At 53.4% G+C, this 21,957-nt stretch carries 13 protein-coding genes and 6 tRNA genes; 16 read left to right on the forward strand and 3 right to left on the reverse strand.

What is annotated here, in order from left to right:
* Window positions 1–70: 70 nt before the first annotated feature.
* Genes C5Y83_RS00915 through C5Y83_RS00925 form a run of 3 tightly spaced genes read left to right on the forward strand, consistent with a single transcriptional unit; the run spans window position 71 to window position 5,543 of the window.
* Window positions 71–850, forward strand: coding sequence for a DUF58 domain-containing protein (locus C5Y83_RS00915; RefSeq protein ID WP_233207004.1), 780 nt, complete (start codon window positions 71–73; stop codon window positions 848–850).
* Window positions 851–882: 32 nt separating this feature from the next.
* Window positions 883–2,898: a VWA domain-containing protein gene (locus C5Y83_RS00920; protein WP_105327762.1), complete on the forward strand. Its 2,016-nt coding sequence runs from the start codon at window positions 883–885 to the stop codon at window positions 2,896–2,898.
* 32 nt (window positions 2,899–2,930) lie between these two features.
* Entirely contained in the window at window positions 2,931–5,543 is a 2,613-nt protein-coding gene (locus C5Y83_RS00925; RefSeq protein WP_233207006.1) for a FixH family protein, read from the forward strand.
* Here C5Y83_RS00925 and C5Y83_RS00930 read toward each other — a convergent pair.
* Window positions 5,540–6,853 (reverse strand): APC family permease, encoded by a 1,314-nt coding sequence (locus C5Y83_RS00930; protein ID WP_105327763.1) that lies wholly within the window; start codon window positions 6,851–6,853, stop codon window positions 5,540–5,542. The two genes, C5Y83_RS00925 and C5Y83_RS00930, sit on opposite strands and share 4 nt — an antisense overlap.
* Before the next feature lie 15 nt (window positions 6,854–6,868).
* Window positions 6,869–7,669, reverse strand: a complete 801-nt coding sequence (locus tag C5Y83_RS00935; protein WP_105327764.1) for an AraC family transcriptional regulator — start codon at window positions 7,667–7,669, stop codon at window positions 6,869–6,871.
* Window positions 7,670–7,820: 151 nt separating this feature from the next.
* On the opposite strand from C5Y83_RS00935, the gene C5Y83_RS00940 reads away from it, so the two are divergent.
* The 5 genes from C5Y83_RS00940 (at window position 7,821) to modB (ending at window position 16,146) form a co-directional block, all read left to right on the forward strand.
* The gene (locus C5Y83_RS00940) at window positions 7,821–9,197 is read left to right on the forward strand and encodes a DUF1501 domain-containing protein (RefSeq protein ID WP_105327765.1); all 1,377 of its coding nucleotides are present in this window, start codon (window positions 7,821–7,823) and stop codon (window positions 9,195–9,197) included.
* Window positions 9,198–9,219: 22 nt separating this feature from the next.
* Window positions 9,220–11,739 carry a DUF1549 and DUF1553 domain-containing protein gene (locus C5Y83_RS00945; RefSeq protein WP_105327766.1) on the forward strand — a complete coding sequence of 840 codons (2,520 nt, stop codon included), beginning with the start codon at window positions 9,220–9,222 and terminating at the stop codon, window positions 11,737–11,739.
* A 5-nt stretch (window positions 11,740–11,744) separates the two neighbouring features.
* Window positions 11,745–14,552 (forward strand): c-type cytochrome domain-containing protein, encoded by a 2,808-nt coding sequence (locus C5Y83_RS00950; protein WP_105327767.1) that lies wholly within the window; start codon window positions 11,745–11,747, stop codon window positions 14,550–14,552.
* 79 nt (window positions 14,553–14,631) lie between these two features.
* Window positions 14,632–15,450, forward strand: coding sequence for a molybdate ABC transporter substrate-binding protein (modA, locus tag C5Y83_RS00955; RefSeq protein ID WP_105327768.1), 819 nt, complete (start codon window positions 14,632–14,634; stop codon window positions 15,448–15,450).
* A complete protein-coding gene (modB, locus tag C5Y83_RS00960) occupies window positions 15,451–16,146 on the forward strand; it encodes a molybdate ABC transporter permease subunit (RefSeq protein ID WP_105327769.1) in 696 nt (231 codons plus the stop codon).
* A 71-nt stretch (window positions 16,147–16,217) separates the two neighbouring features.
* On the opposite strand, the gene C5Y83_RS00965 is transcribed toward modB, so the two are convergent.
* Window positions 16,218–18,515, reverse strand: a complete 2,298-nt coding sequence (locus tag C5Y83_RS00965; RefSeq protein ID WP_233207009.1) for a glycoside hydrolase family 2 protein — start codon at window positions 18,513–18,515, stop codon at window positions 16,218–16,220.
* A gap of 579 nt (window positions 18,516–19,094) precedes the next feature.
* Here C5Y83_RS00965 and C5Y83_RS00970 point away from each other — a divergent pair.
* The 8 genes from C5Y83_RS00970 (at window position 19,095) to C5Y83_RS00990 (ending at window position 21,955) form a co-directional block, all read left to right on the forward strand.
* Window positions 19,095–19,166: transfer RNA gene (locus C5Y83_RS00970), tRNA-Phe, on the forward strand.
* A gap of 42 nt (window positions 19,167–19,208) precedes the next feature.
* Window positions 19,209–19,281, forward strand: a tRNA-Glu gene (locus C5Y83_RS29270).
* A gap of 7 nt (window positions 19,282–19,288) precedes the next feature.
* Window positions 19,289–19,374: transfer RNA gene (locus C5Y83_RS29275), tRNA-Ser, on the forward strand.
* Window positions 19,375–19,390: 16 nt separating this feature from the next.
* Window positions 19,391–19,464 (forward strand) — tRNA-Leu (locus C5Y83_RS00975).
* A gap of 16 nt (window positions 19,465–19,480) precedes the next feature.
* Window positions 19,481–19,554, forward strand: a tRNA-Leu gene (locus tag C5Y83_RS00980).
* A gap of 164 nt (window positions 19,555–19,718) precedes the next feature.
* Complete coding sequence (locus C5Y83_RS00985; RefSeq protein ID WP_105327770.1) at window positions 19,719–19,982, forward strand: hypothetical protein; 264 nt, start codon at window positions 19,719–19,721, stop codon at window positions 19,980–19,982.
* A 147-nt stretch (window positions 19,983–20,129) separates the two neighbouring features.
* A tRNA-Ser gene (locus C5Y83_RS29280) sits at window positions 20,130–20,217 on the forward strand.
* A 232-nt stretch (window positions 20,218–20,449) separates the two neighbouring features.
* Window positions 20,450–21,955, forward strand: coding sequence for a sulfatase (locus C5Y83_RS00990; RefSeq protein ID WP_233207010.1), 1,506 nt, complete (start codon window positions 20,450–20,452; stop codon window positions 21,953–21,955).
* Window positions 21,956–21,957: the final 2 nt, after the last annotated feature.

The following is a 21,957-nucleotide window of genomic DNA, read 5'->3' on the forward strand; positions in this document are numbered from 1 at the left end:
CGAATACCTTTCGATAATGTCGAAACGGGTATTTCGGGGATCCTTGCTCGCCCAACGCCGGACGATGCAAATGGGGTCTGGCATCGAATTCTCCGATCACCGTGAGTACACCAACGGTGACGATCTTCGTTACCTCGATTGGAACGTCTACGCTCGCTACGGTGATTTGTTGTTAAAACGCTTTCAGGAAGAACGAGATCTCCACGTCTACCTCTTGGTCGACTGCTCGCAAAGCATGGCCTTTGGGTCGCCTGCCAAGTTCGATCTGGCTCGACAATTGGCGGCAGCTTTGGCTTACATCGCCCTGGCTGACCTCGATCGAATTTCGATCCTGGCTTATGGCGATCGCATTATGACAGAACTACCCGTAACACGCGGGAAAGCGCAGATTCTTTCGGTAATGAAATACCTGGAGGGAATCCACACTGGTGGAGAAGACACCAATCTGAGCCGAGGTGTTCAAGACTTCTTATTGCGCGGTCCGCGAACAGGGTTGGTCGTGGTGCTGAGCGACCTGTTCGACCCACACGGATTTCGAAGCGGGCTAGATCAGCTTCGGTATCGTCGTTTTGATGCGCACGTGATTCAGCTACATGATCCCCAAGAAGCGAATCCCCAAATGCTCGGCGATGTAGAATTCGTCGATATCGAAACCCAATCGGCGCGAAAAGTGACCGTGACGGAAAAGAATCTTCGCACTTACAAGAAACTGTTTGATGAACATCAAGCAGCTGTTCGCACCTACTGCAAGACGTACGGCTGGGGATGTACCCAGTCGCCCAGCAACGTCCCGTTTGACGATTTGTTGGTCCACATGATGCGTAGCTCGATCGCAACTGCACGTTCTTAAACCTACATCTCACTGGAGTAGAGTTTCCCCCGATGTCGTTTGCCCTGCCAACTGCGTTTCTGCTGGCCGCGATTGCGCTGCCCATCGTGGGGCTGTACATCCTTAAGGTTCGCCTGCGTCGCGTCCCCGTTTCCACTAATCTCTTCTGGCATCAGATATTTGATGAGAAGCCTCCCCGTTCGATTTGGCAAAATCTAAGACATATTGTTTCCTTATTGATGCAGTTGGCGCTGCTCGCCTTGCTAGTATTGGCTTTAGCCGATCCTTATTTCGCTTGGCAAGCGAAATACGCTCGGAATATTGTCCTCGTCATCGACAATTCCGCCAGTATGCAGGCTACCGATGTTTCCCCAACACGTTTTGATGCGGCTCTAGAAAGGGCACAGCAGTTAGTCACCGGCATGCGCGACCAAGACCAAGTGGCCGTGATCGTTTCTGGGAAGTCGCCAGAAGTGATTGTTGGATTGACAGGTCACATACCCACACTTCGCCGGGCCTTGGAAAGCGTTAAAGTGACCGATGCAGGCACACACCTCGAGCGCGCCATTGAACTTGGTAAACAACTAGTCGCGCCCTACGAAAAAGGCGAGGTCATTGTGTTAACCGACGGTTGCCACCAACGCGTTGATCCCGCCTCGCTACCAGAGGAGCCGCAGAAAGCTTCTGAAGACAAGCCTGAGAAGGAAGAAGTCGCGTCCAACATTGTCTGGGAGGTTTTTGGGACCGAAGCGAATAATGTAGGAATCACGCAGTTCCAAACGCGACGAAGCCTAGTCGATCCGATCGGTTATGAGATTCTCGCAGCCGTTCACAACGCTTCCTCCGAGCCGATCAAAGCCCGGCTCGAAATCACGTTGGACGATGTCCCGGTCGATATCTTGCCACTCAAACTAGAACCAGGCGAACGTTGGCGAAGATCACTTGAGAAAACGTCCATTGAAGGTGGTCCGCTAGAGGCCCGACTGACAAAGATCACACGAAATGTCGAAGACTCCGACGAAGAAGATGCTCCGGATGACGACCTTAATTACCTGACCGTCGACGACGTCGCGTACGCGATCTTGCCACAGCAAAAACGTCAAGCAGTCCTGCTTGTTACGCCTGGATACTTCTTTCTCGAGAAAGTTTTCGAGGCGAATCCGATGGTCGATTTGACAGTGCTCAAAGAATTTCCTGAGACCTGGCCGACCGATAGTGTGATTGTGCTCCATCGCAACACTCCAGTAACGCTTCCCTCGGGCGACGTTTGGGTCATCGACCCGGAAAACGATACCGACTTATGGAACGTTCAGGGAATGCTTGAAAACCCGATTGTCACCAAGCAGGCCGACGACTCGCCTCTGATGACACACATCTCACTCGATAACGTACTCCTACCCAAGGCCAATAAACTCGATTGGAAAGCCAACATCATTCCGCTGGCCGAAGCCGTCTCTGGGGATACGATCTATGCCGAGATTGATCGTCCCGACGGAAAGGTACTTGTCCTCGCTGTGAACCTGGAAAGTAGCGATCTGGCGTTTCGTACGGCCTTCCCGATGATGGCGACGAATGCGTTGTCGTGGTTCGCTGGCCCGAGCGGCGAACTACACCCTTCGATCTCCACCGACGAAATGACCAAGGTTGAATTGAGCGAAGAGATTGCGAACCTGTATCCGAAGCTAACGCTCGTCTCCCCTCGGGACAATATGGTCGACCAACCCGTCATTCCCGGAACGAAGACACAAGAAGGCGTTTCGACCTCGGCCGCCAGCACGAGCGTTGGCCCCCTCAAAACAATCGGACTGTGGCAACTGAAACCCACGGTGGCCACTGATGACGAATCGGCGGAATCACCAACACCAGACCCCATTCGTTCGTTCGCCGTAAACCTGGCAAGCGAGCGAGAAACCGACTTGCGAACGCCAACCGAGCTTTTGGATGCGACGACAACTCCCTCACTGACATCGAGTTGGTGGAGTCGTCCACCTTGGTTCTTATTGGTATGCCTGGCCTGCGTCTTGACCGCGTGGGAATGGTTTGCTTACCAGCGACGTGTGATTACCTAAATTGTTCCTTTAACCACGCAGCGACACAGCCTGTGATTCCACTCGAATTCATTCGACCCTGGTTCCTGCTCTTCGCCCTGCCCTTGGCTGCGGTGGTGATCTATTACTATCTCCACAGCCTGAGCGATTTTCCGCCACGTCAACGGCTGGTCTCGCTGGCAACACGCATGGTGGTGATCCTCCTGCTAGTGTTGGCCCTTAGTGGGCTAACGCTACTGCGCAGCACCAACGAGCTATTCGTAGTCTTTGTGACTGACGAAAGTTTAAGTGTGGGCAAAGAAGCCAGAGAGTCGACTCGGAAGTTCTTGGGTGAAGCGTGGGAACGGAAAGGGAATAACCGAGCGGCGTGGCTCCCATTCTCAAAGACGATCGGCAAGCTTCAGGAAGACGTACCCGAGAAACAAGACGAGCCAGGCGACGCCGATACCTCCACGGAAAAGGTCTCGCCTGAAGTGAAAGCAGATCAGGAAGGAACGAATCTAGCAGCGGCCATTGAAGCGGCGGCAGGCCATGTGCCGCCCGGATATGTGCCACGAATCGTCGTCCTGAGCGACGGGAATGAAACAGGTGGCGACGCTTTAGCCTCCGCTGCCCAAAGTGAGATCGCCATTGATACAATCGCCTTACCTGGTCGCAGCGATCCTGAAGTTCAAGTTTCTGCTGTAAATGTCCCAGCTGAGGTTCAAGAGGGTGCTCCGTTTTACGTCGAAACTGTGATTCATTCCAACCATGAAGACGAAGCATTAATCGAAATCTTCCGTGGAGATCATAAGGTCGTTAGCGAGAAGAAGAAGCTTTCTCCCGGCGAGAACCGTCTTCAATTCCAGCAATCGATCGAACGAGACAAACTCGCCGTTTACACGGCTCGCATTTCAGGCCTTAAAGAAGATACTCTGCTCGACAACAACTCCGACTCTGGTTTGGTTTATTCTTCTGGCAAGCCACGAGTGTTGATCATCGAAAGCGATCCGAGTCTCATTCGTGATCTTGCTTACGCCCTGGAAGACGAAGGCATCCAAGCCGACATTCGCCCCCCTCAAGGTATGCCCGATACGCTTGCCGATTTACAAAACTACGAATGCATGATCGTCTCGAACGTTCCGGCAACCGATTTGACCGGTCAACAAATGCGTATCGCTCGCACTTATGTCCAGGACCTGGGAGGTGGATTCATCATGCTTGGGGGGGAGCAATCGTTTGGTCTGGGTGGCTACTACAAATCGGTCCTCGAAGAAATTCTTCCAGTACGCAGCGACTTCGAGAAGGAAAAGGAAAAGCCCTCGCTTGGTATGGTGCTGGTCATTGACAAGTCAGGTTCGATGAACGGCGATAAGATTGAAATGGCCAAGTCGGCAGCTCGGGCAGCCGCAGAGATCTTGGGACGTCGTGATCAAGTAGCCGTGTTGGCTTTCGACGGTTCAACCTTCGTCATTAGCGAAATGCAAACCGCCGACAACAAGGCCCGAATTAGCTCGGACATCGGTCGCTTGGACGCTGGGGGCGGTACAAACATGTATCCCGCCATGGACATGGCGTACCAGATGCTCAATTCAACTCCAGCCAAGCTGAAGCACGTCATCCTGCTTACCGATGGTGTGTCGCAAGCGGGCGACTTCATTGGGCTCGCCCAGACCATGGCCGCCGCGAAAATGACGGTTTCAACCGTGGCGATCGGTGATGGATCAGATGCGGAACTGCTCGATTCAATTGCCCGCACCGGTCGAGGCAGACATTATGTCACCAATGATCCAACCCAGATTCCCCAGATCTTTGCCAAGGAAACCGTCACTGCCAGCAAATCCGCCATCGATGAACAACCATTCATACCGCAAGTCATTCGCGCGACGCACGCCTTGTCGGATATCGACATGGAGAACGCGCCGTTCTTACTAGGCTATGTGATGACACGTCCTAAGCCGACCAGCGAAGTCATCCTCGCGACGGAAAAGGGAGATCCACTTTTGGCCTGGTGGCGTTACGGGTTGGGAATGACGGCCGCGTTCACTTCTGATGCCAAGACACGCTGGGCGGCTGAGTGGATGACTTGGCCTGGTTACGGTAAGTTCTGGACGCAAGTCGTTCGGCAAACGATGCGAAAAGGGGATGCGCGCGGAATTCAGGTCGCCGTCGATCGCCTCGGAGACATCGCCCACGTTTCGGTCGACGCCGTTAACGAAGCAGGTCAGTTTTTAAACGACGCCACGGTAGAAGCAACCGTCATCCAACCGGGCCTAAAGCAAGAGAAACAAACGTTGGTGCAAACGGCCCCGGGTCGATACGCAATGCAGTTTCCCACGCCACGACAAGGTGCCTACCACCTGGAGATTTCGGTCAAACAGGGTGAAAACGTTGTTTATCGTCAGTCGCGTGGCCTCATGATTGGTTACAGCGATGAACTCCGCATTCGTCCCCCTAATGAAGAGCTTCTGCAGGCCGTGGCGTCGAGCTCGGGCGGTAAGTTTGCTCCGACCGTGGAAGAAGTCTTCCGCTCAACCGGTCAGGGCACGACACGCCCCACGCCACTTTGGCCATGGCTTTTGGGTGCTGCCGCGTTCTTGCTGATCCTGGATGTTGCATTACGCCGCATCGACTTTTCGCTCTTCTATCCGTTCAATCAAGTCAAAGCGCCCATGAACGGAGCTTAACCAGCTTCGCTATTGGCTGGTCGATGACCGGACAGCTTGCCAGCGATGAAGTGCCAAACGAGGCCCACCGCCAAAAGCGTAGCCCCAGCAATCCAGATCTCACGCTCTACCCAAACCGCCAATGACAAGCACGAAATTAGGCCCATCGCGGGAATCCAAACTGGGTAAAGTCGCTCTTCCGCGCGAAGTCGTAAGGCACACGCATTCGTAATCGCGTAGTACACCAAAACGGTGAACGCGCTGAATGACCAAGCCAATTTGACACTTCCTATCGTCGCAATCGCCGCGGTAATCCCTGCTACTAAAAGCGTTGCGGCCCAAGGAACGCCGGTCTTCGTATGAATTACCGAGAGACCACTCGGCATGTCACCACGCCGTCCCATCGCCAGTACTACACGGGACAATCCAAGCAGCAGATTTAGAAGCACGCCCAGCATCGCGGTGATCGCACCAATCGCCATTAGCAAAGGTAATCCCGGTAGGTTCATCCGCTCAGCGATCGACTCAAGCGGTGCGGCATTCTGGCTTGTTAGTTCGTAGAATCCGCTCCCACCGACGATCTGCACACCCACCATCGCCACGGACGCATAAAGTAACATCGAGATCGCAAGCGTCACCATCACCGCAATTGGGATCGTTCGTCTTGGCGCCTTGACCTCTTCGCCTAACGTTGCGATTCGGCCGTACCCGGTGTAGGCAACAAACATCAGTCCTGTTGCCTGAGCGAGCTCTCCCCAGGTAATTCCAGCCGGAAAAAGCGACACAAGACTTGTGTTCGTAGACTCATTCGCTGCAACTCCACAAACAACAAATATCACCAATGCCAAACAAGTGGTGGCAACAATCACGATGTTGACCTGTGATGTGCGATGGATCCCTAACATCGTCACAGTCGTTAGGAGGGAAATTCCAACCAAGGCCAGAAGTACCAAGAGGAAACTGTGATCGCTTCCAGATAGTTGTAATAAGTAACCTGCAAATCCCAACGCAGCCGTCGCGGCGGAGGCGGATTTCGCCCATAGAAACATCCAACCAGCCAGAAACCCAATGCTTGGAGACAACCAACGATACCCGTACTCGTACGTTCCCCCGCTCACAGGATGATTGGCAGCCAACTGAGCGCTGCTCAGCCCGTTGCAAATCGCTACCAACGCTGCCGCAACAATCGCGATCACCACGGCATTTCCCGCAACGCCAGCAGCGATCCCAATACTAACAAACACACCAGTACCCAGAATCGAGCCTAGTCCAGTCACCACGGCCCCGGGAATACCTAATTCTCTTCGCAATTTCGCCGTAGATTCGCCCATCAGAGCCGGTGTTTCCTAGGTAGACAAGAACGGTGGTGGAAGCCCCAACGATTCTGACAACTCCGTTGGCGAAGCTTGATATCGTACTCGGTATTCACTGGGTGACACGCCTAAGTGCTTTCGAAATTGCTTGGTGAAATAGCTCTGATCGTAGAAGCCACATGAATTCGCAATTTGGGCCACTGAGGCCGCAGATGCCAACAACTCGTGACACGAGGCATGTAAACGAACGCGCAAAATATACTGCTGCGGCGTCATCTGATAGATCGATTTAAACCGCCGATCGAACTGACTCACCGAAAGGTGAATCATGTCGGCCAAATCGGTGACGCGAATCGATTTCTCGTAATTTCTTAGGACGTAACTCACGATCTGCTCGAACTCGTTGACTTGGCTGGCGTTCGATTTAGCTCGTTCAAGGTCACGCATCACCCCAGCCACGCCAACGACTTGGCCGCCTGCATTGAGCAGCGGCATCTTACTCGAGACAAACCATTTCAACTCTCCCGGTTGATTCGCAGGAACGAGCCAAATCTGATTCGGAAGCGGCGTTCGTGATTCCATCACCTGTCGGTCTTCTGCCACGTAACGCTCGGCCAAGTATTTTGGATGAAGGTCCAAATCGGTCTTACCAAGCATCTCGCTTTCCGACTCGAAGCCGCGCATTCGCCACAGGCTCTCGCTCGCCTTAATGAAGCGTCCCTCTACATCCTTAACGTACAAGTAAACGTCAGGAAGGTATTCAAAAAGCCCTGCAAGGGCGAGTTCCGCCCCGCTGAGTGGAGCGTCCGGACTGGCTAAGTTGAAATTCGTCATGCGCAAATCATACCACACATTGCGGAAATCTCCCTAGCGACACTCGTATTGGGCAAAGTAAATTGAGAAGACGCTCGTAGTTTTCCCTGACAAGCTCCCACCCTTTGCCGAAACTTCATCTACTCGGCAACTTTACGATCGAGTTCGCGCTATGTTTACGTTCCAAGGACGCGGAAAGTCGGTGACTTGCAACGGTCAGACCCGCCGGGACTTCCTCCAAGTCGGTACTCTCGGGGCACTCGGTTTGAGTCTGCCACACTTGTTCGCCGCAAAGGCTCAGGGAGCGGTCCAACCGAGCCATGACGACCGGAACTGCATCATGATTTTTAATCTTGGTGCTCCTAGCCAACTTGACCTGTGGGATATGAAGCCAGATGCTCCGGCAGAGGTTCGTGGGCCGTTCAAGCCCATCGCGACCGCGAATCCTGACCTGCAGATCTCTGAGATACTTCCGCAGCACGCAAAAATTGCCGACAAGTTCTCTCTGGTGCGCTCGGTCCACCATACCGGCGCCGCGGTCCACGATGCTGGCTGGCAGATGATGCAAACCGGCCGCTTGTTTTCCGGTGGTGTCAATACGCCCCACATCGGGTCGGTCGTCAGCTTTGAACGTGGTCGCAAAACCGACTTGCCGGCATTCGCGGTTCTCCCACAGTTGATGGGACGTGGCGGTGGGAACATGCCCAACGGCCAAGCAGGCGGTTTCCTTGGAAAGGCACACGATCCATTCGCATTGAATGCCGATCCTTCGCAAGAGAATTTCAAGGTTCCCGACTTACTTCCTCCGATCGAAATCGATTCAAGTCGCCTCGAACGACGTCGACGTATTCGTGATCTCGTTGATCAAGCAACGGCTAACTTCGAGGCGAGCGAAAACGCTGACCTACTTGGAAGCAACTTCGAGTCCGCGTTTCGTCTGATGACCAGTCCGAAAGCACGGGAAGCGTTTGACCTGTCGAAAGAACCGACCAAAGTGCGCGAGCGTTACGGGATGAATCGATTTGGACAGTCTTGCCTCCTGTCACGAAGGTTGATTGAAAACGGCGTCCGCTTCGTTACGATCAACACCTTCCTGACGGTTTTTGACGAAATCACTTGGGATATTCACGGCTCAAAACCGTTTACTTCTATCACCGGAATGCGTGATATCGTTTGCCCACTATATGACCAAGGCTACTCGGCTTTGATCGAAGACCTTGATCAACGCGGACTACTCGACGCGACCCTAGTTTGCAACTTGGCCGAATTTGGACGTACACCTCGTGTGAACCCGGCGGGTGGGCGAGATCACTGGCCGCAGTGTTTCACATGTGGCTTTGCCGGAGGCGGCGTGCAAGGTGGCCGGATCGTTGGCGCAAGCGATCCGATTGGTGCAGTTCCGGCAGATCGTCCCGTTCAGCCCGCCGATGTCGCGGCCACGATCTTCCACAGCCTTGGCTTCGATATGCATGCGACCCTACCAGGACCTGGTGGTCGCCCTTTCCCCATCGTTGACTCCGGCCACAATCCCATCCATGAATTGTTCTAGATCCTTCCCCCGTGGTCTCTCCATGACAACGCCCCGACCGTTCTTCGTTCTCGCCCTACTTGCGGCAACGTATACCCTTGTATCAACCGCAGCTCGGGGCGCCGAGGATGCTGGCATTGAGCTTCTGCCTAAAAACGTCCTGCTCGACTCTCCTTTCGCTGAACAGTTGCTGATCGTGCAATCCACGCGCGGCGACGAACTAGGGACGCAAGTTCGTGGAGACTTGAAGTGGTCCAGTAGCGACGAAAATGTTGTGACGGTCGAAGAAGGTCGACTAAGTCCGATCGCCGACGGTGAAGCAACGGTTACGGCGGAGTGGAACGGACAGAAGGCTGTGACCTCGGTCAAGGTGAAAGGGCTTAAAGAATTTCACGTTCGCAGCTTTCGCAATGACGTCCTACCGATTTTTGCCAAACGCGACTGCAACTCAGGGGGATGCCATGGCGCTCTGGCAGGCAAAGGCGGTTTTCGCCTATCGCTGCGAGGATACGATCCCGAATCGGACTTCTTCAATATCGTAAAACAAGACCAAGGGCGACGAATTGAACTGGCTGCCCCCGAGCGCAGCTTGCTGTTAACCAAACCTTCGACGGCCATTCCGCACAAAGGCGGCCTCAAGCTTCCCAGCGATTCCAATGACTTTCAGATTGTCGCCGACTGGATCGCCAGAGGTGCTGCACCTCCTGAGCCTTCCGATGCCGTCGTCGACCACATCGAAGTCTATCCGTCGGCTTCCCTTCAATCGGTCGGGTCGAAGCAAGACTTTGTAGTGCGTGCTTTTTACAGCGATGGCTCAGAGCGCGATGTGACGCGTTGGACGAAGTGGTCGTCGACCAACGATGCCGTTTCGCAGGTGAGCGAAGAGGGACAAGCTTCCATCATCGGACCAGGCGAAGGAGCCATCGTGGCGTGGTACGCCAGCAAACTGGCGATCGCTCGCACTACGGTTCCTTATACGCATGAAGCCAGCCAAGAAGAAATCGCGAATGCGGATCAGCGTGCCCCGCGAAATTTTATCGATGAGCAAGTCGACTCCCAGCTGAAACGATTGAATTTGATCGCATCGCCAAACTGCACTGATGCAGAATTCCTGCGACGAGCCTACCTTGACACGGTCGGCCGTATTCCGACCGTGGATGAAACACGTGGCTTCCTGGCCGATACTAGCAAGGACAAACGGGACAAGCTCATCGAGCGTCTCTTGGAGAGTTCCGAGTTTGTCGACTATTGGACGTACAAATGGTCCGACGTCTTGATGCTCAACGGCACACTCTTGCGGCCAGCCCCGATCAAAGCGTATTACGAGTGGATCCATGGTCATGTTGAGAAGAACACGCCGTGGGATGTCATGGTCCGTGAGATCGTCACCGCTACCGGCGAAAGCACCGAGAACGGGGCGACCAATTTCTTTGCACTCAACCAGACCCCGGAAGAGATGACCGAGAACGCATCACAGTCGTTCATGGGTCTTTCGATTGGCTGTGCAAAGTGTCACAACCATCCGCTTGAGAAGTGGACGAACGATCAGTACTACGCCATGGCGAACATCTTCTCCCGCGTTAAAGCTAAGGGATGGGGAGGCGAAAGTCGTAACGGAGACGGCGCGCGAACGCTGTACGTCGTCACATCCGGAGAACTGGTTCAGCCTCGCACTGGCAAACCACAGCCGCCGACGCCTCTCGATGGTGAAGCGATAGCGTTCGACAATCCTGACGATCGTCGGGTGAAGTTCGCAAATTGGCTTACTTCCTCCGGGAATCCTTACTTCGCTAAGGCGATTACTAATCGCGTATGGGCCAACTTCTTTGGTGTTGGTTTGGTTGAAGAGGTTGACGACCTGCGGGTGTCCAACCCGGCCAGCAACGGCGAGCTTCTCGAAGCGGCGACAAAACATGTCGTCGATAACAAGTTCGATCTGAAAACACTCATGCGAGCGATCCTGCAATCGAATGCTTATCAACGTACAAGCAAGTCGGTCGCCGGCAACGAAGCAGAGAGCCGGTTCTACAGTCGCTACTACCCGCGTCGCCTCATGGCCGAGGTCTTACACGATGCCGTCGTGCAGGTCACGGACGTACCCACGAAGTTCGATACCGTCGCCTTCCCAGGCAACGACAAACAGAAGACTGAATTCTACCCCGAAGGCACCAAGGCTATTCAGCTTTATGACTCCGCGGTTGAGAACTATTTCCTCGACGCGTTCGGGCGAAATCCACGGAATATCGTCTGCGAATGTGAGCGTTCGGCGGAACCAACGATGGTGCAAGTGCTGCACATTTCCAATGGCAATACCATTAACGAAAAACTGGAGTCGGCAAGTAGCCGCGTTGAGACGTTACTGCAACTACGTCACAACGGCCTTTCAGACGAGGCACTTGTCGACGAGATCTACCTGACCTGTTTTTCGCGGTTCCCCACCGCTGAAAAACGCGAAGAGCTACTTAAGTTCCTCACGCCAGTCGGTTCCGCGGACGAGCGTGCTACGATCGAAGATATCTTTTGGGGACTCATGAGTACCCGCGAGTTCCTTTTCAATCACTAAGACCCATGAAAACTCTCCGCCTTGCCCTTTTCACGCTGTTTTGCTTACCTGCGGTTGCCATCCAACTATCCGCCGCGGAAGCACCTACGTACGAGCACGACGTCGCCCCGATCTTGCGAAAGTACTGCGTTGGTTGTCACGGCGCTGAGTCGCCTGAAGCGGAACAGTCGCTGCACAGCTTCGATGCCCTGAATGCGCGGACGAGCGAAGTACCACTGATCGACAAGCAGCATCCCGAAAAGAGTCGGCTGCTGACCGTGATGACGGGGCAATCCGAAGCCCTGATGCCACCAGAAGACGAACCGGCCCCCAGCGAAAAGGAAATCGCTATCATCCAGGCTTGGTTGAAGTCTGGTATGAAACGCGGCGAAAAGGTGAAAGCTGCCTGGGAGCTCGACGTTCAACAGATCGCTTCCCATTCTGAGGTTCGACCAATTTCCGCACTGGGGGTTTCACCCGACGGTGAAGAATTAGCCCTGGGTAGCTACGGCCAAGTCGAAATTGTCCCACTTAGCTCAGATGGCTCCTTTGATCGTTCCAAGCCACTTCAGCTGTTGGAAGATTTGCCTGGCAAGGTAACTGCGATTCATTACTCAAGCAATGGGAAGCAAATCGCGATCGCGACAGGTGTCGCTGGCTTAGTAGGGGAGGCGATTATCGTCGCAAGAGAAACGGGAGAATCGCTTCAATCCTTTCAAGGGCATGCCGACATTCTCTACGATGCTGAAATCTCACCTGACGGCAAATTCTTGGCCACTTGTGGGTACGACCGTCTGATCACGCTCTGGAGTATTGAAAGCGGTGAAAAGCTGCGGGAACTTAAAGGGCACAACGGCGCGGTATACGATGTAGGTTTTAGCCCCGACAGTCGCTTCCTTGTTTCGGCAAGCGCTGACGATACCTGCAAGGTTTGGCGTGTCGCGGATGGGACGCGTCTGGATACCTTGCCACAACCATTGAAAGAAGTCTATTGCTGTTCGTTCTCCCCCGACGGGAAAACAATTGTCTGTGGTGGAGCAGATAATAATTTGCGTGTTTGGCAATTCGTGGCTCAGGATGGACCCCAGATCAATCCGATGATTTATGCCCGTTTCGCCCACGAAGGCCCCGTTCAGCGGATTGTCTTCAACGAAGACGGCAGCAAGCTCTTCTCAGTAGGCAACGATCTCACTGTAAAGCTGTGGGATACAAGCAGCTATACCGAATTGAAACTGTGGGCAGATCGCCCAGAGATTTCCATGGCAGCGGGCTATGTTTCCCAGACTCAATCGCTTTACCTTGGACGACTCGATGGTCAGGTCGATCGACTAACCTGGTCGCCAGACGATTTGCCGAAAGGCAATGCTTCGATGGCTCCGAAAACCAAGCCTCAACCAATTCCTCAAGCCGAGATGGGGACAATCGCCGAACAGGAATCGAACGATACCATCGACTCCGCTCAGGCAGTCAACTTCCCTGCGAAGATCACAGGGAAGATTGCCGGCGACGCCCCTGGCCCTGATATCGATTACTACCGCTTCTCAGCAAAAGCCGGACAGAATTGGGTGCTGGAGATCAACGCCGCTCGATCCAAGAGCGCTCTCGATTCGCACCTTTCTATTTATCATCTCGACGGAAGCCCCGTCGAGCGGGTTAAGCTGCAAGCGACGCGTGAATCGTACTTTACATTCCGCGGTAAAGATGACTCCACCTCAGACGACTTCCGTGTCTTCATCTGGGAAGAGATGAAGCTGAACGAGTATCTGTATTCCAATGGCGAGGTCGCCCGGTTGTGGCTGCATCCACGCGGTCCAGACAGCGGATTCCGTGTTTATCCTGGCCAAGGGAAACGTTGGGGCTACTTCGATACGACTCCCTTAGCGCATGCCCTGGGTGAACCCTGCTATGTGGTCGAACCGCTCGCTCCTGGGCAGGAAGTACTTCCCAATGGCTTACCGGTTTTTACTCTCTACTACGAAAACGACGACGAATCGCGTCGTACCATGGGAGATGATTCTCGACTGTTTTTCACCGCCCCAGAGGATGGTGAATACTTAGTCAAGGTCCGCGACGTCCGTGACTTCGAGGGCGACAACTTCAGCTACGAACTGACTGCTCGCCCACGCCAGGAAGATTTCCGCGTGAATCTTGCATCGAAGGATCTCAACGTCCCGGCCGGTGGGGCGCAAGAGATCTTATTTCGCTGCGACCGGCTCGATAATTTCGACGGCGAAATCCAGATTGACATATCAGGCCTGCCCGAAGGTTTCACGGCAACCACGCCCATCACGATCGAGCCTGGTCAAATTGAAGCGACCGGCGTCATTCAAGCCACCGAAGCAGTCGAAACGCTTGCGGAAGATGTCGTTAAGCAAATCAAGATCCAAGCGACCGCGATGCCAGAAGGACAAAAAACGACCCATGACGTGGCGGGCTTCAAGAAGGTGAACGTTCGCAAGACCCCCAAATTGGCGATCCATATCGAGGCGGCCGAGGGTGGAGCCAAGCCACGCCAGGCGGCCGCAGATGGTCCCCTTGAATTCGAGGTTCATCCAGGCGAAACAATCATGTTGAAGGTGATTGCGGAACGGAAGGACCTCAAGGGAAACATCACATTTGGAAAGGAAGGCTCCGGCCGAAATCTTCCTTTCGCGGTCAATATCGCCAATCTTGGCTTAAATGGCTTGATGATGTTAGACGGCCAGAATGAACGCGAGTTCTTCATCACCGCAGACGAAGTGGCTGAACCGACATCGCGACTTTTCCATCTGAATACTGGCGTGGATGGTGGTCATGCGACACCACCGGTGCTCCTACACGTGATACCCAAATAGCGTCTTGGCATCGGCACCTTTCCCGTAGCGATCCGTTTGACCTACAATGGATTGAGTTCTTCCTATCGAGACTCAATCCATGTTTCCTAGCTCGCGATATTATCTCCCGCCGCACATCCTGATTCTGCTGATCGGCTTGGGTCAGGTAATCGGATGTACCGAGCAAGCTCCTACTGACTCGCCGGCACAAGTCGTCATCTTGGCAGCCGCAAGCACAAAGGATGCTTTGCAGGAAATGGCCAATGCCGCAGTCGCTGCATCAGACGTTCCTTTAACGATTGAAATCAGTACCGGCCCATCCCATGCCTTGGCGCAACAGATTCTCTCTGGCGCGCCGGCCGACATTTATGTTTCCGCCAATCGTCAATGGGCTGAACAAATCGCCGATGCGGGCCTTTCTGCAAAATCAATCGAATGGCTTGGTAATGCTTTAGTACTGGTCGTTCCTAAGGAATCACAACTTCGCATCGAACGCCTGGACGACTTAAACCTACCGGCCGTGCAGCGAATCGGGATTGCTGGTGCGAACGTGCCCGCTGGTATCTACGCCGAAGAGGCCCTCAAGTATCACCATTTGTGGGAAAACCTAACGGGTAGCGATAAGCTGATCCGTGGTCATGATGTACGCAGTACATTGGCCTACGTTCAGCGAGGAGAGGTAGATGCGGCGATCGTTTACTCTACTGATGCCATGTTAACCGATGAAGTTCGCGTGATCGAACGGTTCGATCCAGCTTCGCACGAAGCAATCGTCTATCCGCTGGTGCGAATCAGGTCGCGCAACACCAATCCGGCTGCTGACCATTTATTTGAATTCCTGAAATCGGACGAAGCACGGAAGATCGCGGAGAACTATGGGTTTGTCTCGCTCAGCAACATCGACGGAGTAAGCAAGTAAGTGGATGCCGATCAGATCTCTGCGATCCTGCTCAGCTTGCGGGTTTCTACGATGGGCGTCCTGTTGGGTCTTCCTCCTGGTCTGGCATGCGGCTGGCTGCTGGCGCGGAAAAACTTTTGGGGAAAGACCATCCTCGAGACAATCGTTTATCTTCCCCTCGTTTTGCCGCCGGTCGTCACGGGTTATCTTTTGCTGGTCGCGTTTGGCAGGAACGGAACGTTAGGGATCATGCTCGAAACACTATCCGGCGTTTCAATTGTGTTCGACTGGAAAGGTGCCGCCGTCGCTGCCGCGGTCGTCTCCTTTCCGTTGATGGTACGATCCATTCGCCTTGGAATCGCGAATGTTGACCCAACCCTTGAAATGGCCGCGCAGACACTCGGGGCGACACCGTGGGATGCGTTTTGGAACGTGACCGTTCCCCTGGCTCGTTCTGGGATTATCGCTGGTTGCGTACTGGCATTCGCCCGCGGTTTCGGGGAGTTCGGGGCAACGATCATGATCTCCGGCAACATCCCCGGAAAAACTCAGACGATGCCACTCTACGTTTACGACAAGATGGAAACGCCTGGCGGTGTTGAAGATGCCACAATTGTGATCGTCGTAGCCATTCTCATCGCAGGAGCTTCACTGATGATGAGCGAGTTGCTGGAGAAGCGTTCGCAGAATGGCGCATCGCGAGACGAAAGTTCCTAGCCCGATAAAAAAAGCTCCGACGATCACACGCCGGAGCTTTTTATTGTTTGTTGCAGATTCCGATTGTTGAACTACTTCACCAACGGAGCGTGGATTTCTTTCAGAGTCTTCGCCGGAATCTTGATCACTCTACGATCGTAAGTCATCAGACCATTGATTTCGCTTTCGACGTCGGTCGTCTGGGTATAGACGGCGCCTGCGATGCCCTTGCCGATCAGGTCGTTCAAAATATCAATTGACTCTTGATAACGTCCGATGTATTCCTTCTCGGTGCGAGGCAGTCCGCCATAACCCCAGTTGGCCTGGGTCTTCTTCCAGAGGTGATTCTCCACGGGCCAGCCGTGGCCACCGAACTCGCCAACGACCTTCACCTTGCTATCCAACCGCTTTTGCTGCAGTGGGAACGAAGGATGTGGGTAGCTGTGCTGATCAGCGACATGACCAACATTCCAGTAGTTACCACCGCTAGCGATGTTGATCAAGCGAGTTGGATCGCGTTCGAGGATCCACTTACCCGTTTCAACCGTGCGGTGTTGACCCCACGCTTCGTTGAAGGGAACCCAGACGACGATACTTGGATGGTTTTCCAAGGTGTCGACCATTTCGTCGAACTCACGCAGGAACTGGGCGTGGTCTTCGTCCGACCATTCGGCGTCCGATGGGTTCGGACGCATTCGGGTCCAAGCTGGGCCTTTGCCACCGCTGACCTGGTCTTGCCAGACCATCATACCCATCAGATCGCAGTAGTAGTAATAACGTCGCGGTTCGACCTTAATATGCTTGCGGATCATATTGAAGCCGGCAGCTTGAAGGTATTCGATATCGAACTTCATTGCTTCGTCCGACGGAGGCGTCAGCAATCCATCTGGCCACCAGCCTTGATCGAGCGGGCCCCAGTGGAAGATCACATTACCATTGAGCGTGAATCGCAAATGTCCCGCTTCATCCTTCACGGTTCCAACCGAGCGAATGCCAGCGTAGGTTCCCACCACATCCAAGATGTTTCCATCGTCATCGAGGATCGCCACGCTGACGTCGTACAGATGCGGATTGCTTGGCGACCATAGCTTGGCGTCTTCGATCTCAAGCACAAGGTCTTCACCGGCTGCCGTCGTATCTGCAATCGGTTGACCTTCCTCGAAGGCCGTCGCCTTGAGCGCGAATTTGGCGGCGCCATTTCCCGAGACGACTGGCGAGATTTGAATCCGACCTGTTTCAGCATCGGTCAGAATCTTTAGGTCAGAAATGTACGTTTCCGGCACTTGTTCGACCCATACGGTTTGCCAAATACCGGAGACTTGCGTGTACCAAATTCCGTGAGGATCAAGCGTTTGCTTCCCACGCAGTTGGGAACCGCTCGTCTTGTCTTCAACGCGCACGACCACATCGTTTAGCCCGGTCTTGGCCGCCTTGGTGACATCGATGGAAAACGGCACGTTGCCGCCGATATGGCTACCAACTTCCACGCCATTCACGAAAACGCGGCAGGCGTAATCTACCGCTTCAAAATTAAGAAGCGTACGCGTTCCCGCGATTGGCTTCAGATCGACGCTGCGGTGATACCACAGGGCTTCCGTTGGGCGAAGGTTGCGACCAACACCTGATAGTTTCGATTCGATCGCGAATGGAACCAAAATCTGGCCGTCCCACTTCTCCGGAATGTCGTCTTGGTTTTGCGAGGTGATTGCGTAATTCCACAGCCCGTTAAGATTGTCCCAGTTGTCACGGGTCATTTGCGGACGTGGGTATTCCTGCCAGACAATGTCTTCCGTGACCTCTTCGCCCCACTTGGTGATCAAGTCTGACTGATAAGGACGAAGCGGGATACGAGCTGGCGGCAAAGTTGGTACGTCGTCGGCGTCGATGATATGAACATCGACATACTGCCCACCATCGTTCTGATGTGTATGTACAGCGAGAAAATTGCTTCCCTCTTTCAAGGCTTCTCGACCTTCCTTCGTCAGCGGCACGACATCGTATTTGTCCGACCACTTCGTGAACGTCGCGATTTGAGTGCCGTTCAAAAAGACCTCAGTGTCTTCGTCGTGATGAATCAGCAAAGCTGGCTTTGCAGGAATTGATTCCAGTTCGATGGTTCGGCGAAGCCAAATATCAGGCGTGTTCCATTCTGTGCCGATCCGCGAGTTGGGGGTGCCCCGTGTACCAAAACCACCGAAACCTTCCGACCAAGCCGTATCATCGAAGTCGGTTTTCTGCCAACCTTCGGCCGGTTGCTTGAAAGTGTATTTCCATGGTCCGTCGAAGGTGTCGGGATCAACCTCGGCAGCCGTCGTCATCGCGGGATACGCGATCATAGCCAGAAGCAATGCCCAAGCAACTTTAGGGCGAAGTCCATCCAAGTATTTCATAGTCAATCTCCAAGTGCATGATCTGGCAATTTGTTTCTTGCCGCAGGTGTTTCCCTATTCTCGCATATCACCGCCCCCACGCGAATGAGTTGCAGCGTAACCATCTTGAGAAATGTTTCCGTCAAAAATCAGTCAACCACATGACAAGATGCAGCCCATGTTACTAAATGAAATAACGCATTGCTGATTGACGAAAAGGACGCGACGAATACTCTGAAGCGATCGATCGGCCGAATTTACCTGGCTTTTGTGCGGTTTGCTCGATGGAGACGCCCATAAAAATACGTTGGGAAAGTGCGAACCTATTTGCGACACATTCGTCTATTATCGTGTAGGTCGAATCGTTGCGGAAACGTTCGACTGGCCACTTCTAAATGGGAATTGATTACCATGTCGCGCCACAATCTTAGTCTGCTCTTCAGTTCATTCGATGAACAAGCGCGCCTGGAATCGCAGTTTTCATCTCTATTCCTCGAACGCTTATGCGAGTGACCGACGCCTGAGAAGAACTTGTTCATCAACTCAGGCCCGACGTCATACGAGACTCCGGGCTTTTTTCATGCCCTGAGCGAACCTTCTGGACTGATAGCTTAGACGGTAAAGCGGCGGTTTGAAGAACCGTAGACAAGGATTCGAGCGCCTTTCAGTCCACTTACGCACCCTTAGTGGGTGACACGACGCTGAATAAGCGTTGGCCCGTTCGACTTCTGGTGAGGTCATCGGTCTTTCAAGCCGAGCAGGTAGGGTTCGAATCCCACACGGGTCACTAACTCGGAAGTCATCCGGCTGGATGAGGAAACTGTCTTGAAAACAGCTGGCGGTGTCGTGCCGCTTGTGGGTTCGAGTCCCACGGCTTCCGCTGACAATTTTGAAATGGCTCGGTAGGCAACTGGCAGACCACCTTGTTTCAGACACAGGGATGCTGTGGGTTCGAATCCCACTCGAGCTACTCGCAAATATACAGCGGCCCGGTGGCTATTGGTTGACCGCTCGAACTTAAACTTCGAGGTCGTTGCGGGTTCGAGTCCCGCTCGGGCCACTTTCACTAACTGGAATGCCACGTGATATCATGGGGATATCCCATTAACGCATCATTAATTGTCATGAATATGCCATTTCTGACCACTATCCCTTACAACCTACTTGCCCATACCACCTTTCAGAGCTATGATTCACTCCGCTCATTGGAAGGGGTATTGAAACGTGAAACGCAGCGTAACCATTACATTTTTCGGCTTGGCCGTGGCAACTTTCGTCTGTCACGAGGCTTACGACTCGGGCTATAGCGACGGCAGGGAGTCGTTACGCGATTCGATCGAGGTCCGTTCCGAAGAAACCGAATTGGCCAACGGGCATATGGTCGAACAGATTTTGCGTGCCGACATCGAAGACCTCGAAAAGAAACTGGCCGAACGGGAAGCCGTTATCAAACGTTACAGACTTGGTTCAATGACCGTTGGAAAATGATCTGTGAATCAAACTTTTTTGAGCCACCGATGAATCGATGAGCTTTCTTTCGATCACGCATCGGTAGTCGCGTTTTCACGCAGATGCAATTCACCAACGAAGTTTTCATTATGCGCGGTTCATTTTCCGCTCGTGATCAGCTTCTCTGGAAGGTAGCCGAATACGGTTCTGTCGGGCCGGTTTGCTAAACCGTGCGATCCTCTGGGTCATGTGGGTTCAAATCCCATGCCTTCCGCTCTACCAGTAACCAATGTACAGGCTAAAGGTGCGCGGTTATCGGCACCCTAGCTCGCGGTGAATGATATTCCTTGAGCAACGAAACCTGCTTACTTTTCCTGTGCTTTTCCAGTAGTGGGTAGTGTGATCCCTGGAATTCCGCGACGATTTGAGGAAAATTGGTAACAGGTTACCGCTCAACCTCATCCCTCACTCTCCCCGCATGCCTCGCCTCAATAGGACTCTTCAGAATGAACTGCTGTCGACCGACGTCTCTTCTCATGACCTTGCCGCTGCTGCTTATCTGCCCAATGCTTATCGCGGCTGAGCCCGCGAATGTAACGAAACAGCCTAATATCTTGTTTGTATTGTGCGATGATCTGCGGCCTGATGCGGTGGGTTGTTTGGGTAGTGAGCATGTCAAAACTCCGAACATCGATCGCTTGGCCCAAGAAGGAATTCTGTTCAACAACTCATTCTGTACAACTTCGCTCTGTTCTCCCAGCCGTGCTTCGATACTGACTGGGTTGTATGCCCATGCTCATGGAGTAACCAACAACTTCACTGAGTTTCCTGTCGAAATGGCAACGTTTCCTAAGCGTCTGCAGGATGCCGGCTACGAGACTGCTTACATCGGCAAGTACCACATGGGCGAGAACAACGACGAGCCTCGTCCAGGCTTCGATTGGTTTGTTACGCATAAAGGCCAAGGCAAATACTTCGATACCGAATTCAACATCAACGGCCAGGGAAGCCGCCTGGTGAAGGGCTATTACACGCACGTCGTCACCGATATGGCCCTCGATTGGCTGAAGAAGGATCACAGCGGCAAGCCGTGGTGCTTAATGATCGGCCAAAAGGCACCGCACAGCTTTTACTTCCCAGAGCCGAAATACGAACATTCGTTTGATGACGTCGAGGTCGAGTACCCCAAGACCGCCTTTAAATTGGATGACAAACCGAAGTGGATCAAAGAACGTCTTTACACGTGGCATGGTATCTACGGACCACTCTTCGATTGGCGCAAAGATTTTCCCGACGATAGCCCAGAAGGAGTGAAGGCCTTCGAGGATATGGTGCATGCCTATTGGGGTACGATTTTGAGCGTCGACGATAGCATGGGCCAGTTGTACGCATACCTGGAAATGACTGGCGAACTCGACAATACGGTCATCGTCTTTATGGGGGATAACGGATTGTTGGAGGGAGAAGATGGCATGGTCGACAAGCGAACGGCTCACGAAATGAGCATTCGCGTTCCACTGCTTGTTCGTTATCCGCAACTTGGCAAAGGAAAGAAACTCGATCAACAAATTCTTACCGTGGATATGGCACCGACGCTGATCGAACTTGCCGGCGCTCAACCGATTGAAGACATTCATGGCAAGTCATTTGCCTCGTTGGCCAAGTCAGGGGACGATGACTGGCGTACGTCTTGGATGTACTACTACAACTACGAAAAACAATTCCCCTACACACCAAATGTCCGCGCTCTGAGAACCGATCGCTGGAAATACATTCGCTATCCGCACGGTGACGGTTCGCCTGATCGCCACATGGCCGAGTTGTACGACCTGAAAAACGACCCTGGTGAAACCACCAACCTCGCCGAGAAGCCAGAGCGTGCTGGTTTAGTGGCAAAACTGCGAAATGAGTTGACTGAGAAAATGGCGAATCTAGGGCTGACGCCAGCGACCGATGAGATGCCAATTGATCAAGGAATCGGCAAGGAATTGCCCGATGCCAAGATTCGGTAGCG

The organism is Blastopirellula marina (assembly GCF_002967765.1).
Taxonomy (GTDB): Bacteria; Planctomycetota; Planctomycetia; order Pirellulales; family Pirellulaceae; genus Bremerella; species Bremerella marina_A.